Consider the following 14,395-nt stretch of genomic DNA (forward strand, 5'->3'; position numbering starts at 1 on the left):
GGTCTGGCGGTGATCGCGAAAAGATGAATACACCCTTAGAGGTTTTTTACCAGAGAAAAGAAAGGAGTATTTATGATAAATAGATAAAAATATATTCTTCATTTGACATGTCCCTACAAAGATAAATCCCGCCCTTGTTCTCCAAATCTTCCTTATTTTACTTAACATTTTCGCCTCCTTTTTGTTTTTCCTCAATATAGCACAAAATGCTAGACACCTTAATAGCCAATTCCATTACGAACACCCTTTAATAAACCCGTGGACTCTCTTATTACAAGTGATGTCGGCAAAAATCTGACAGAAGGGCTGGGACATTCCCCATTTTTTATCCATTTAAGAACAAATTTTAATGCTTCTTTCCCTATAATCCTTCGTGGCCGTCTTATTGTTGTAAGTCTAGGCATGCTTTCTGATGCCTGAGTTGAATCATCAAATCCTATTACTGACAGGTCATCCGGGATATTGAGTCCCATCTTCTGCGATTCTCTCATTACACTTACAGCTACTTCATCATTGAAACACATTACTGCTGTCGGACGATTTTTGTATCCCAAAAATCTTTTCACTCCTCTTTTAATTTCTCCTTCTGCATTTTTGCACTTCAGTATTAACTTGTTATCAATCTCTATGCCATTTTTCTTGAGAACAGATACAAATGATTCCGTACGACAATATGCATCATGCCTAAATATGGATGAATGAGCTCCTCCATTTGCTAATCCGATAACACCTATTCTTTTATGACCAAGCTCTATTAAATGTTCCACTCCTGCCTGCATTCCAACCTTCTCATCGCCTCTTACTGCTCCGAAATTCTCCTCTGTACAGTGTCCTGACACAAAAACCCGGGGAATTTCTAAAGTCATTAACATATCAAGCGCAGGATCTTTTTCATGAGTCCGTGGTCCTAGGTATACAAGCCCACCTAAATTAGTTGCCTTAATATTCTCAAACCATTCTTTAACACTTTCTTTATTCTTTGATAATGACGGAAATGCTATGAGATTTACAGAGCAGTTAGATTCCTTTGACGCGTCCATAACACCGCTTATATAATCAAAGGTTATCCATGCTTTATTTTGAACATAAAAGGATAAATCCATTGGAAGCACCAATCCGATAATATTAGATGTTATGGTTTTTTTACCTGGAGAAATAAAGATTCTTCTTTTTCCCTCTCTTCTAATTATTCCTCCTGATACAAGCCTGCTGTAAGCCTTGCGGATGGTTCCTCTATTAACTCCCAGCTGTTCTGCAATAAATCTCTCTGATGGAAGTGAAGTATTATTTAGAACGCGATTTTTAGATATCTCTTCAGAAATTGATTTGACGATTTGATAGTAAATAGGTGTAGGATCAGTTTTATCTATAGTGACTTTTAGATGAACAGAACTTCTGTCTCTACTACTGGTTTTTTTTAGCATACCATACCGCTATATTAAAGATTCTGTTGGCATAGTATAATATACCAGCTAAAATGTCAAGAGTTTTTTAAAACAGGAGTTTATTTGTTCTTAATCCATGAATGCTGCGGATCTTCTTTGGGAATGAGTTTTCTGTTTTTCCCTGCAAGTATCCAGAGGTAATAAACTGAATATCCTGGCGCGGCACAGACAGGATGATAACCTCTAGGCATAACAGTTACAGTGTTGTTTTTCAAGACCACTGCTTCATCAAAACCTTCATCTTTCGAATCAGGTGCTGTATAAAGTCTCTGCATGCCAAATCCCTCTTCAGGCTGGATTTTAAAAAAGTATACCTCTTCTAATTTTGTTTCTTCTGGTGGATTTTCAATATCATGTTTATGCGGAGGGAATGATGACCAATTGCCAGGAGGATTTATTGTCTCCCCAACAAGAAGACACCCTGCAGGAGTTCTCTCATCAATAATATCGTATACATTTCTTGTCCAGACCCCATTTCCAACAGCTCGCACTTTTACTTTATCAGGAGTTATAACAACAGGTTCCCCAGAAAAATTAGTTCTTCCTTTGCATACAGCCACTTCTAAATCAGTCGTTGCAGTAATATCATATCTGTTCTGTCTTGGTATATACGTAGCATAAGCCTTACCACTAAATACATCCTTTCTCCCACCTATCGGCCCCCACTTTATAATGTTTGTACTGATCACACACTTTCCCTTAAGAATAACCAGGACAACCTCATTATCCTCCGTATTTTCTGAATATTGTTCTCCTTGAGAAAGTTTTATAATACCAAATTCAATATAATTCAATAATTCTCCATCAGGAAATAATACCTTTGTATAACCGGATTTTGGTTCATAATTAAATCTAATGTCCATATTAGTTCTCCCCTGCATTTTTTATTTTCTCTTCAATTATCTTCCTATCTTCTGCGCCCAATTCTACCGCTTTTTCCCACTGCTTGATAGCTTTATTATACATTTTTTTTTGGAAATATACATCTCCAAGATGATCTCTTATTACAGGATCATCTTCTTCTGCTTTAGTAAGCTCCACAGCTCTTTCAAGCTGTAACATTGCTGCATCAAGCATTCCTCTTTTGTAATATCCCCACCCTAAGCTGTCAACAAAGTAGCCGTTCTCCGGCTCAATTTCAAGAGCCTTCTTAATTAATTTTATAGATTTATCAAGTTTCTTCCCCTTATCTATATACATATATCCTAAATAATTATAAGCTTCCGCATAATCCGGATTTAATTTTATAGCGCGGTTAAACTGCCTGTCTGCATGATATATTTTCCCCATGCGCTCGTAGGCAACCCCAAGATAATAATAGCTTAAATCAGATCTGAATATTTTTAATAACTTTTTATAGGATCCAACAGCATGTTCATAATCTCCTATTTTACTGTACGTAAGTCCTTGATGTAAATACAAAGCGCCAAGAACTGTACAGAGTCTTGTATTCTTAGGATCCAGCTTAGATAATATTCTATATTGCTCTATAGCCTGTTCAATGAATCCCCTTCTAACGTAGAGTCCAGCCAGAATGTATCTTGGTCTTATTGCTGTCCTGTCTACCTGTATTGTGCTCTCATACTCACATATAGCCTTATCAATCTCTCTTTTATTCTCATATATAATTCCCATACAATAATGTGCATAGGCGTCAGAATTATTAGGAGATATATCTTCGTTGTGGGTAAGTATTGCACAACCTGATAAAGATATCAGGGAAAGAATAAGTAAACTTAAAACGAAATGCTTACAGAATTTCATCTTTAGTAGATTACTTTGTTAAGTGGATACTCTACAATGCCCTGCGCGCCAGCTTCCTTTAACTTAGGGATAATATTTCTAACTATATCTTCATCTATTACTACTTCCAGCGCCACCCATTTTCCCCCAACTAATTGTGATATTGTAGGAGTCTTTACTGCAGGCAGTATTTTTATGATACTCTTTAGATCTTTCTGAGCAACATTCATTTTAAGACCAACCTTTTCTTCAGCGTTTAATGCACCTGTAAGAAGCATTGCAAGATTCTGGATCTTTCTCTTTTTCCACGTGTTTTTCCATGCACCCTTATTTGCAATAAGTTTAGTTGTTGAAGTCATAATTTCATCTATTATCCGAATATTATTTGCCCGTAAAGATGAGCCTGTTTCAGTAAGCTCAACAATTGCATCTACCAGGTCAGGAACTTTTGCTTCAGTTGCGCCCCATGAAAATTCTACTTCCGCTTGCACACCTTGTGATTTAAGGTATTTCTTTGTAACATTTACAAGTTCTGTTGCAATCCTCTTTCCTTCCAGATCCTTAACTGTCTTTATTTCTGAATTATCATTAACTCCTAAAACCCACCTAACTGGTTTCATCCCGCTTTTTGCATATATAAGATCTGCTACTTCAACAACCTGAACGCCATTTTCCATTATCCAATCCTTTCCTGTCAGACCACAATCCAGAACCCCATCATATACATATCTTGCCATTTCCTGCGCTCTGATAAGAATGGCCTCAATCTCGTTATCATCAACTATTGGAAAGTAAGAACGTTCAGAAGTTGATATATTAAATCCAGCTTTTTTAAATATTCTGGCAGTTGCTTCCTGAAGACTCCCTTTTGGTAATCCAAGTTTTAGTTTCACCCTTTATTCTCCTTATATGTAATACTTTTCCACTGCTTTATTCCACAATCCCTTTGCTTTAAGGATCATGTTGATAACTTCGCGTACAGCTCCTTCGCCGCCATTTTTTTTAGTTACATAATGTGAAACTTGCTTTGCTTCCTCCTGAGCATTTGCTGTAGCCACTGCAAAGCCCACTCTTCTGAGAACAGGGACATCATGCAGATCATCACCTATATAGGCAGCCTGTTCATCAAGTAATTTATGTTTATCTATCAGCTCTTTATATGTAATAAGCTTATTTTCTACAACTTGATAACAATCTGTTATCTTCAGCTCTTTTGCACGGATCTCAGTTACCTTAGATTCCCGCGCAGATATTATTGCCACCTTTAAGCCTACTCTTTGAGCTAAAATTATTCCAACACCATCCTGTACATTAAAAAACTTCATCTCTTCAGCAGAACTAGTCCATATAATCCGCCCATCCGTCATAACTCCGTCCACATCAAGAATAAGCAGCTCTATCTTTTTTATTTTATTATTATCAACCACTCCCGCACCTTTTACCCTATCTTAAACTCTGACAGTATATTATCCAGAGATTCTATTTCCTGATGCAAGTCCTTCCTCTCATTATCCTGAAGTGTTGCATTCTCTGATAACGATTTTATTTTGTCTACAGGCTCCTTAACTCTTACCAAACTTTGCTTTATTGAATCCGTAGATTTATTTATTAACTCTGCAATGTCGCGAAACTCATCTGTTTTTCGTAGATGAATTTCTTCGCTGAAATCTTTTTCAATTAATTTCTTCATGTGTTTTTTTATCTTAGAAATAGGTCCTACTACTCTATGTGAAAGAAAAATCGAGACAAAAACCACTACAGGAATAAGTAATATCAAATGTATTATCAATTTTATTTTTACTACATTTAATATACTAACTAACATTGACTGGGGATACACCTGCGCCAGTTTTTCACCTAACTGTGTCCAGACTACATGATATGCTGTGTATGCACATATTGCACTTATTAAGAACACAAATATTAATGTTACAGTCACATACTTCATCTGAAATTTCTTATCTACTAAATAATGCCATCTAAATTTCTTATTCTTTTCCATTGGCTTATCTCCTTTTTAGGTTTAAATTTTACTGCGTTAGTTCAACTTTTCTTCTGACTTTAATTTTTCTTCTTACTGCTATACTAAATTTAACGTTCTGTCTTTCTTTCAGTTTTTTTATTATACCTGACATTGCCATATTTCTTATGCCTTCTTTATCTATCGCTGTTATTATATCGCCTGCTTTTAATTTTGCCAAGTCTGCTGCACTATTTTTTGTTACATCCGTTATTATTATTCCATCAGAAACTGTTTCTATTTTTATTCCTAAACCTTTTCTATTCGTTCCTGGAATTTTAGTCATAGCCATTGGAACATTTTGTTCTACCGTTAATTCCAATTCCTCTTCTGTTGGACAGCTATCTATCAATCTTTTGTAAGTTGTATACTTGGTGCTTTTACCAGCTACCTCTAATATTTTATCTCCATTTTTCAACCCTGCTTTGTCTGCTGGTGAATTCTCTACTATCGAGATGATTTCCACATTATTATCTGCCAACTTTAATCCTAAATAGTCTCCCTGTTTCTTTTCTAGAGAAGCAACAATCTCTTTCCCTTCAAAAGGTCTTCTGTCTAGAACAATATCTCTTCTCATTACCAGACTCAGTTGTTGCTCACATCCTTGCTTCAGATTTTTTACTGCCTGCTTTATATTCATATATCTTGTGCTTTTTTCATTTATTTTTACTATTCTATCTCCTTTTTGTAACTTCATTCTCTCTGCCGCACTATTTGTTACTACATGTGTTACAGTCAATCCTGTTTGTTTTATTTCTATTTCTACTCCAAGTTTACCAGGTTTATATAGTTGAACATCCCTCTCTATGGTTATTCTTACTTTCCCTTTTCCAGAACCTATCAAATACTTTTCGACATTGACAATAGGCATATATTTTATCAGTAGACCGTGCACAGCGACTAATTTATTTCCTGTTTGAATTTGATCTTTTACTGCTGGACAATTAGGATAAACTTGTAGCCTATTGTCATTACTAATTCTATCTATTTCTATTCCCAGCATGTTTCTTAATATAAATTCCAGATAAACTTGCAGCCTGTTGTCATTACTAATTTTGTCTATTTCTATCCCAAACATGTTTCTTAATATAAAGTCCATTTGTTCTTTTATTTCCGGGGCTTCTATAACGTCCGCTTTTTTTGTCTCTTGTAATCTTAACAATGCATCTTTTGCTGATTGAAAATCAGGATTTATTTCCAATGCATCTTTGTAAGCTTTTTCAGCTCTATCCAACTCATTCTTTTTCAAGTATGTGTCTCCCAGCCACAAATAACTTTGCTCAACATTGTTAAATTCCGTATTTAATATTCGGTTCTTATATATTCCTATTTCTCCACCAGAAGTACTTACGATAATTCTATCATCATATTGTTCTACAACTATCCCTTTCAAGCTATCTCCATTTTTAAGAAATATTTCGTCAGCAAAGAGATTATTTACATTCAAATTACACAGTGTTGTCCAAGCTATTATTAGAGATATAAGCCGTACTCTATTCATATTTTCATTTCTTTTATTACCGTTATAGTGAATTCAACATCCTTTTTTTCTTTCAATGTTTTTATTATCTCTGACATGCTCATGCCTTTCAGAGATTTTTTATCTATTGCTGTTATTATATCGCCCACTTTTAACCCTGCTATATCCGCTGCGCTGCCTTTTGTCACGTCAGTTATTTTTATCCCTTCTGGAATTTTCTCTATTTTTATTCCAAGCCCTTTTCTATCCGTGCCTGGAATTATCAACATGCTTATTGATATATCCTTTTCTGAGATAATTTTTGCGCGAGCAGGAATTTTGGTTTCTTCAACAGGCATTCTATTTAAGACAATATTTCTTCTTATTGCTAGAGTTAGTTGTCCTGCGGATCGTTGCTTCAGATTTTCTATCACTTGCTTCATGTTCATATATCTTGTGTTTTTTTCATTTATCACTGTTATATTATCCCCAGCTTTCAGCCCTACTCTCTCCGCCAGACTATTCTTCACTGCTTCCGTTATAGTTAATCCTGTCTGTTTTATTTCTATCCTTATTCCCAATCTACCAGATTCGGTTATCTTTATGTGTCTTTCGATTGCGAGCTTTACTTCCCCTGTTCCAGAGCCTATTAAATATTTCTGTATATTTGACAGAGACATATGCTTTACTAGCTGATTATATATGGACACTAATTTATCACCTGCCTGAATTCCCTTTTTTGATGCTGGACTGTTAGGATAGATTTCCATTTCATTTTCATTCAATATTTTTATTCCCAGCATGTTTTCCAATGTAATTTCCGACTCTTCCATTATTTTTCTTAATAATTCTTCTTCCTTTTGTCTCTCCATCTCTTGAGCTTTCTTTCTATCTTCTAATTTTAATAAAGCATCCTTTGCCTGTTGAAAGTTAGGATTTGTTTTCAATGCTTTCTCATATAATTGCAATGCTTTATCAAACTGCTTCTTCTCCAGGTATTTATCTCCCATCTGCAAATAATTCTGCTCAGGTTCATCAAATTCAACACGCAATATTCTGTTTCTATATATTCCTATTTCTCCACCGGGAACGCTGACAATTACTCTATCTTCATATTGTTCTGTTACTATGCCTTTAATGGTGTCTCCGTGTATTAGAAATATCGTGTCTGCAAACAGACTTACACTATTTATCGCAAGCACTGTCGCTAACACACTAGATAAGAACAACTCCCTAATTTTTTCAAACTTATTCATAAAGTAACTACAAACTCCACGCTTTTATTTGACAATTAGCAAGATAGCAAATCAGGCAGGAATTTTCAAGCTGTATCGATTTTTTCGGCTTGGTAGGTCGCGAGAGACTCGAACTCTCCACACCCGGCTTAAAAGGCCGGTGCTCTAACCAGATGAGCTAGCGACCCGAAAACGTTGATTATACTAATTTAGAAATCTTTCTCAATAAAAATCGTCTGTCTTCTTTGCGGCCCAACAGAGACTATAGCTATTGGCACATTCATTAATTTTGACAACTTGTTTAAGTATTTCTGCGCATTTTTAGGCAGCTTGCTATATTCTCTTGTATTAACTGTGCTCTGCCTCCAGCCCGGAAGTTTTTCATAAATTGGCTTGCATTGCTGAAGTATATCGGCGCGATATGGAAACTCTTCTAACCTCTTATTATTGTATTCATACGCAACACAAACATTTATCTCATCAAGATCGTCAAGTATATCAAGCCGTGTAACTGCCACACGACTTAGCCCGTTTAACATTGCTGAATATCTGGTAATAACTCCATCAAACCAGCCGCATCTGCGTGGTCTGCCTGTGCTTCTACCATACTCACCTATTGGCCCGGCATTTCTCAACTTGTCACCTAGTTCCCCTTTGAGCTCTGTTGGAAACGGCCCTTCTCCAACTCTTGTTGTATAAGCTTTCACTACTCCTATAATACTATCTATTTTTGTTGGTCCAATGCCAAGACCTGTGCAAATTCCTCCAGCAGTAGAATTTGAAGATGTTACATAAGGATACGTGCCGTGATCAACATCCAGGAGACTGCCCTGTGCTCCTTCAAACAATACGCTAACACCTTCATCTATCGCTTTATTTAACATAAAAACAGTATCTTTAACAAATGGGACTAATTTTTCTACATACTCGGAATATTCATCAAATATCTCATTTACTTGAAACCCTTTTACTCCGTATATTTTCTCGAACAGTACATTGATCTGATCTAAATTCTCTTCTAACTTTCTTCTGAAACTGTCAGGGTCAATAAGGTCGCACATTCTTATTCCCATTCTTGCTGCTTTGTCTACATATGTTGGCCCAATTCCCCTAAGCGTTGTCCCGATCCTGCCTCTATCCCTCTCCTCCTTTAACTTTTCTGACACTATATGATAAGGCATTGTTACATGAGCCGACTTGCTTATATACAGATTATCCTCACTTACTTTAATCCCTTTATTCTCTAATTCGGAAATCTCCGCTAGTAATGCTTTTGGATTAATAACAACACCATTACCTATTATGCATTTTTTATCTTTATGCAATATTCCAGAAGGAATAAGGTGAAGCGTAAACTCTTTCTCATTGATTATTACAGTGTGCCCAGCATTGTTTCCGCCCTGATAGCGAGCCACAATATCAGCATTCTCAGTAAGCAGGTCAATGATTTTCCCCTTGCCCTCATCTCCCCATTGTGTACCAACAACAGCTACATTACTCATCAATTCTCCTCATGGTATTACTGTCATTATTTGTTTTGCTTGCTCTGGATAATGCGCAATGAACTTTAATTCATCATTAGTAAGAGGCTTTTGTGTATGCACATTGGCATATCTAACAAGATCAAGAACTTTAGCAGCTTCTTTATCATCTTTGAACTCTATTTCCAGTTTTCCATACACATTTCTAAAGCCCTTTACTCCGCTATACTCCCCTGCTGTTATCTTTCTGCCTGTATCTATTACCTCAGGCTCGCCTCTACCCAGTTCCTCAAAATCATATAATTCGTAATTTCTTCTATCCTTGAGAGCGCCGTCTGCGTGTATTCCTGATTCATGCGCAAAAGCATTATCTCCAACAGCAACCTGATTTACAGGTATTGGAACTCCAAATGCATAAGATGCGTACTTCGCTATTTTCCATGCTTTCTTTAACTTAATCCTATCGTCCAATTTATAGTTTCCCTCAAATCCTGAGGACTTTTTAATAGCAAGAATAACTGATACCAGATCTGCGTTCCCTGCTCTTTCTCCCATACCATTAAGCGTGGTATTTATGTATGCATCTACTCCTCCGTCTATTGCGCCTTTAGCTCCAGCTATAGAACATGCCACTGCAAGCCCTAAATCATTATGGCAATGAAGTTCTATTGGTATTTTTACTTTCTCTGCAAGTGTTTTTACTCTCCCATAAATCGAGAAAGGATCATCATAACCTAATGTATCACAATAGCGGATTCTGTCTGCTCCATGCTCTCTGGCATATTTTGCAAATTTAATAAGAAACTCCATATCTGTCCTTGATGCATCTTCTGCATTAATGCCAATTGTCAATGCTCCATGCTTCTTCGCTGCTTTTATAGCATCTGCCATAAGACCCAAAACACTTGGTTTATCTTTGCTCTCAAAATCCCTTGTTATCCTCCCTCCGAATTTCCCATCTATCATCTGCTTGGATGTTGAAATAGACAGATTCCAATGCTTAATGTTAGTATTCTTGTAAGACTCTTCAATATCCTTTGCCATTGCTCTGCTCCAGCCCTCAAGAATCATAGGAGAAATGAGCCCCATCTCTGCAAGCTCAAGATTAGCATTAATGTAATTAGTTTCGTGTTTTGTAAGAGGGAATCCAAACTCACTCTGATATATGCCCATATCATTGAGCATAATATTTATCATTGTTTTTTCCAGCTTTGCCAGACCAAGTTTCGCTGTTTGGACACCGTCTCGATTTGTAACATCAATTATATAAATTTTATTCTTTTTCTTCTGTTCCATATCTCTTTCCTTTGCACCCTATAATTTCCGTTCCATTATTATTGATTCCTGTTACCAGAAATCTGCTCTCTATATTGTGCTCCAGAAAAGCTCTTTGCATAGACTTTCCTATTGCTTCAAAGCTTTCTGTTGCAAAAGCGGCTATTGAAGGACCGGCTCCGCTTAAAGCCACACCTCTAGCACCATTTTTCATAGCAGCTTCAAAAACATCCTCCATACCAGGAACTAGTTTTTTTCTGTAAGGCTGATGCAGCATATCCTGCATGCCAGGGCCAATATATTCAAGTTGTCCAGTTAGAATAGAGCTGACTAACAAACATGCTCGACCTATATTAAATACAGCTTCTTTTCTCGAAATTTTTGAAGGCAGTATTTCACGCGCCTTGGATGTTGATACCTCAAACTGCGGAATAACCACTACCATTTTAAACTCAACATTTGGATTAATCTTGAAATACCTTAATTCTCCTTTATCAACATAAGAAATCGTAAAACCTCCAAAAAGAGCTGGCGTTACATTATCAGGATGCCCTTCAAGCTCTGCAGTTAGAGACATAATTTCGTCCCTGCTAAACCTGTTCCCAAGCAAACAATTTGCTCCCATCGCTCCTCCCACTCGCGCTGATGCGCTGCTTCCCAATCCTCTGGCTAATGGGATATTATTAACCAGCTTTATTTTCAATCCATCCATCCTGACCCCAGCCATATCAAAAACAGCCTTTGCGGCAATATATACTATATTCTTCTCATCAAGAGGTAAACTGTTTTTCCCTTCATTCTCGACTTCTATATGCGTCTTTGTATTTAATTCAATTGTAACATAATTATACAAATCCAGAGCTAGGGCAAGCGTATCAAAACCTGGCCCGAGATTTGCTGTTGTTGCCGGAACTTTTATTGTTACTGACTTCATCTTCAGAACTTTACTAACTTAACTGATACTATCTCTTTTAGGCACTCAATTTCACTTAGTGTTTTTCTAGGAGGTTCATTATCCAGGTTAAACACAGTCACTGCCTGACCCCCCTGCTTTTTCCTACCAAGTGTCATGCTTGCAATATTGACATTATGCTTGCCAAGTATTGTTCCCATATTCCCCATTATTCCAGGCATATCTTTATTTATACACACAAGCATAAACCCCTCAGGAACTGCATCAACATGATAATCATTTATACGTACAATCCTTGGATCATTTTCCCTAAACAGAGTTCCTGCTATTGAAGATTCTCCAGAATTAGTTTGTGTGTATATAGTGATTAAATTTGCAAAATCCTCCGCCTTACTAGTCTTACTCTCTACAACTTTTATTCCTCTCTCTCTTGCAATAAAAGACGCATTTACATAATTAACAACCTTGTTAAGCACAGGATCCAGCAAACCTTTTATTAAAGCTACTGTTATAGGAGTCACATTATAGTTTGTAACGTCTCCGCTATATTCTATTCTCAAAACCTTTATATGCCCATCAACCAGCTGCCGCTGCAACTTCCCCAACCGTTCTGCCAGATTAAAATATGGCTTTATCTCTTTGAACACCTTAGGATCTATACTCGGAATATTGACAGCATTAGAATAATTCTCGTTTTGCAGTGCGTCTATTATCTGATGCGCAATGTCTATAGCAACATTAATCTGAGCCTCCTCAGTAGAAGCAGCTAAATGTGGTGTGACTATGATATTCTCATATAATAGAAGAGGGCTGTCCGCAGGCAAAGGTTCTGTCTCAAAGACATCCACAGCTGCTCCTGCAAGTTTCCCTGACTTTACGGCTCTACATAGAGCATTCTCATCTATTATGCCGCCACGCGCACAATTGATAATCCTTGCACCCCGTTTCATCAAACCAAACTCTTTATCATTTATTATATACTTTGTATCAGGCGTCAGAGGAAGGTGAACTGTTATATAATCTGCCTTTTTTAAAACGTTCTCAAAAGTCTCAAGTCTTATGCCAAGCTTATCTGCCTTTTCAGTGGAGATAAATGGATCATATGCTGTAATACGCATTCCAAATGCCTGAGCGCGGTTAGCAACCTCTGTGCCAATTTTCCCTAGCCCAATTATACCCAACACCTTGCCATACACCTCTGTTCCAATAAATTTCTTTTTATCCCAGAGACCATTCTTTAAAGATTGGTTTGCCTGAGGAATATTGCGGGAAAGAGCCAGAAGCATGCTTAGTGTATGTTCTGCCGCTGAAATAGTATTGCCTCCGGGCGTATTCATAACAACTATACCGCGTTCCGTAGCTGCAGGTATATCTACGTTATCCACGCCAACTCCAGCCCTGCCAATTACCTTTAACTTTTCTGCAGACTCAATTATATCCTTTGTAACCTTGGTTTTACTTCTTATAACCAGACCTTCATAATCTTTGATGCAGCCTCTGAGTTCTTCGGGAGACATGCTTGTTTTTACATCAACATCTATCTTACTATTTTTGAGAATCTCTATTCCTTCTTTTGCCAAGGAATCACTTACTAATATCTTCATTTTAGGACCTCCTCTGCAGCTTTTATCCCTTTGCCAAGTTCAAAATTATATCCGGAATCTACCAGAGCCATTTCCAAGGCTGAAATTACTGTAATAATATCAAACGTATCTGAATAACCCATATGAGCGATTCTTATTATCTTCCCCTTAAGCTGCTCCTGGCCGCCGGTAATCATAACATCATATCTCTTCTTTAAGCTCTTTACCAAATCCACGCCATCTACTCCCTGTGGAACCTTAACAGCCGTTACTGCGTCTGATGGAGATTCTGAAGCTAAAAGTTCAAGCCCCATAGCTTTTATTGCAGCTCGCGTAGCTTTAGCCAGTTTGCTGTGTCTTGCAAGTACATTCTCAAGTCCTTCTTCCTTTATCATCTCCAATGACTTACTTAAACCAACTATTAGTGACACAGCAGGAGTATATGGAGTTTGATCAGTTTTTAGAGATTTTCTTGCCTTTGCAAAACTCCAGTAATATTTAGGACATTTGGAGTTTTCTACCAAATCCCATGCTTTATTGCTTACGCTTGCAAACGCCAATCCGGGAGGCAGCATTAACGCCTTCTGAGAACCGGCAACTACTACATCCACATTCCAATTATCAGTCTGTATATCAACCGCTCCAAGCCCGCTAACAGCATCCACTACTAAAACAGCAGGAAATTCTTTGACAATACTGCCTAATGCTTTGACATCATGCATAACACCCGTTGATGTTTCTATCAATGTGGCAAAAACAACTTTTATTCCCTTTTCTCTTTTTAAAATGCTCCTTACATCCTCAGGATTAACAGGCTTACCCCATTCAACATCTATTGGGAAAGTTTCTATGTTGTATGCCTTACATATTTCATCCCATCTTTCTCCAAACTTACCCCCTTTAATTGTCAGTGCTTTATCCCCGGGAGACAGAAGATTAACAACACTGGCTTCCATAGCTCCTGTGCCTGATGAAGCAAACATGAGGACATCGTTTTTTGTCTGAAAGACATATTTCAGCCCTTCATTAACAGAACGAAATATCTCAGTAAATTGAGGGGTTCTATGATGCACAATAGGCTTAGCGAGATCTAATAGAACATCAGAAGGAACAGAAGTCGGGCCTGGAGTTAGAAGATAATTTTTTCTCATTTTTTCTCCCCTATGTTGTTTTTTTGACTTACAACTTATCGAAAACGCACCTGAATCTTATTCAATTATGCAACCTTTGTCAAATGGAAA

13 protein-coding genes and 1 tRNA gene are annotated in these 14,395 nt (G+C 37.2%); all 14 read right to left on the bottom strand.

What is annotated here, in order from left to right:
• Window positions 1–218: 218 nt before the first annotated feature.
• Window positions 219–1,424 carry a GntR family transcriptional regulator gene (locus KKC91_11260; GenBank protein ID MBU0479131.1) on the bottom strand — a complete coding sequence of 402 codons (1,206 nt, stop codon included), beginning with the start codon at window positions 1,422–1,424 and terminating at the stop codon, window positions 219–221.
• Between the two features lie 80 nt (window positions 1,425–1,504).
• Window positions 1,505–2,308, bottom strand: coding sequence for a 5-deoxy-glucuronate isomerase (gene iolB / locus KKC91_11265; protein MBU0479132.1), 804 nt, complete (start codon window positions 2,306–2,308; stop codon window positions 1,505–1,507).
• A 1-nt stretch (window position 2,309) separates the two neighbouring features.
• Window positions 2,310–3,209 (bottom strand): tetratricopeptide repeat protein, encoded by a 900-nt coding sequence (locus KKC91_11270; protein MBU0479133.1) that lies wholly within the window; start codon window positions 3,207–3,209, stop codon window positions 2,310–2,312.
• A 2-nt stretch (window positions 3,210–3,211) separates the two neighbouring features.
• Window positions 3,212–4,081, bottom strand: a complete 870-nt coding sequence (locus KKC91_11275; GenBank protein MBU0479134.1) for an ATP phosphoribosyltransferase — start codon at window positions 4,079–4,081, stop codon at window positions 3,212–3,214.
• A gap of 12 nt (window positions 4,082–4,093) precedes the next feature.
• A complete protein-coding gene (locus KKC91_11280) occupies window positions 4,094–4,555 on the bottom strand; it encodes an HAD-IIIA family hydrolase (GenBank protein ID MBU0479135.1) in 462 nt (153 codons plus the stop codon).
• Window positions 4,556–4,626: 71 nt separating this feature from the next.
• Window positions 4,627–5,190: a methyl-accepting chemotaxis protein gene (locus KKC91_11285; protein ID MBU0479136.1), complete on the bottom strand. Its 564-nt coding sequence runs from the start codon at window positions 5,188–5,190 to the stop codon at window positions 4,627–4,629.
• A gap of 28 nt (window positions 5,191–5,218) precedes the next feature.
• Window positions 5,219–6,709 (bottom strand): PDZ domain-containing protein, encoded by a 1,491-nt coding sequence (locus KKC91_11290; GenBank protein ID MBU0479137.1) that lies wholly within the window; start codon window positions 6,707–6,709, stop codon window positions 5,219–5,221.
• The gene (locus KKC91_11295; protein MBU0479138.1) at window positions 6,706–7,923 is read right to left on the bottom strand and encodes a PDZ domain-containing protein; all 1,218 of its coding nucleotides are present in this window, start codon (window positions 7,921–7,923) and stop codon (window positions 6,706–6,708) included. Before KKC91_11295 ends, KKC91_11290 begins: the two co-directional genes overlap by 4 nt.
• A 90-nt stretch (window positions 7,924–8,013) precedes the next feature.
• Window positions 8,014–8,090: transfer RNA gene (locus KKC91_11300), tRNA-Lys, on the bottom strand.
• Window positions 8,091–8,111: 21 nt separating this feature from the next.
• Window positions 8,112–9,404: an adenylosuccinate synthase gene (locus KKC91_11305; GenBank protein MBU0479139.1), complete on the bottom strand. Its 1,293-nt coding sequence runs from the start codon at window positions 9,402–9,404 to the stop codon at window positions 8,112–8,114.
• A 9-nt stretch (window positions 9,405–9,413) separates the two neighbouring features.
• A complete protein-coding gene (locus KKC91_11310; GenBank protein ID MBU0479140.1) occupies window positions 9,414–10,679 on the bottom strand; it encodes a homocitrate synthase in 1,266 nt (421 codons plus the stop codon).
• Window positions 10,657–11,592, bottom strand: coding sequence for a homoserine kinase (locus tag KKC91_11315; protein MBU0479141.1), 936 nt, complete (start codon window positions 11,590–11,592; stop codon window positions 10,657–10,659). The genes KKC91_11310 and KKC91_11315 overlap by 23 nt, the downstream gene beginning before the upstream one ends.
• Window positions 11,593–11,594: 2 nt before the next feature.
• Window positions 11,595–13,175, bottom strand: a complete 1,581-nt coding sequence (serA, locus tag KKC91_11320; GenBank protein ID MBU0479142.1) for a phosphoglycerate dehydrogenase — start codon at window positions 13,173–13,175, stop codon at window positions 11,595–11,597.
• On the bottom strand, window positions 13,172–14,305 hold the full coding sequence (locus tag KKC91_11325) for an alanine--glyoxylate aminotransferase family protein (protein ID MBU0479143.1): 1,134 nt from the start codon (window positions 14,303–14,305) through the stop codon (window positions 13,172–13,174). Before KKC91_11325 ends, serA begins: the two co-directional genes overlap by 4 nt.
• Window positions 14,306–14,395: the final 90 nt, after the last annotated feature.

Source organism: bacterium (genome assembly GCA_018812485.1).
Taxonomy (GTDB): Bacteria; JAHJDO01; JAHJDO01; order JAHJDO01; family JAHJDO01; genus JAHJDO01.

What these genes read in the sequence shown, in the direction of transcription:
- KKC91_11260 (MBU0479131.1), bottom strand. Translation starts at nt 1,424, where the DNA reads ATGCTAAAAAAAACCAGTAGTAGAGACAGAAGTTCTGTTCATCTAAAA.
- iolB (MBU0479132.1), bottom strand. Translation starts at nt 2,308, where the DNA reads ATGGACATTAGATTTAATTATGAACCAAAATCCGGTTATACAAAGGTA.
- KKC91_11270 (MBU0479133.1), bottom strand. Translation starts at nt 3,209, where the DNA reads ATGAAATTCTGTAAGCATTTCGTTTTAAGTTTACTTATTCTTTCCCTG.
- KKC91_11280 (MBU0479135.1), bottom strand. Translation starts at nt 4,555, where the DNA reads ATGACGGATGGGCGGATTATATGGACTAGTTCTGCTGAAGAGATGAAG.
- KKC91_11285 (MBU0479136.1), bottom strand. Translation starts at nt 5,190, where the DNA reads ATGGAAAAGAATAAGAAATTTAGATGGCATTATTTAGTAGATAAGAAA.
- KKC91_11290 (MBU0479137.1), bottom strand. Translation starts at nt 6,709, where the DNA reads ATGAATAGAGTACGGCTTATATCTCTAATAATAGCTTGGACAACACTG.
- KKC91_11295 (MBU0479138.1), bottom strand. Translation starts at nt 7,923, where the DNA reads ATGAATAAGTTTGAAAAAATTAGGGAGTTGTTCTTATCTAGTGTGTTA.
- KKC91_11305 (MBU0479139.1), bottom strand. Translation starts at nt 9,404, where the DNA reads ATGAGTAATGTAGCTGTTGTTGGTACACAATGGGGAGATGAGGGCAAG.
- KKC91_11310 (MBU0479140.1), bottom strand. Translation starts at nt 10,679, where the DNA reads ATGGAACAGAAGAAAAAGAATAAAATTTATATAATTGATGTTACAAAT.
- KKC91_11315 (MBU0479141.1), bottom strand. Translation starts at nt 11,592, where the DNA reads ATGAAGTCAGTAACAATAAAAGTTCCGGCAACAACAGCAAATCTCGGG.
- serA (MBU0479142.1), bottom strand. Translation starts at nt 13,175, where the DNA reads ATGAAGATATTAGTAAGTGATTCCTTGGCAAAAGAAGGAATAGAGATT.
- KKC91_11325 (MBU0479143.1), bottom strand. Translation starts at nt 14,305, where the DNA reads ATGAGAAAAAATTATCTTCTAACTCCAGGCCCGACTTCTGTTCCTTCT.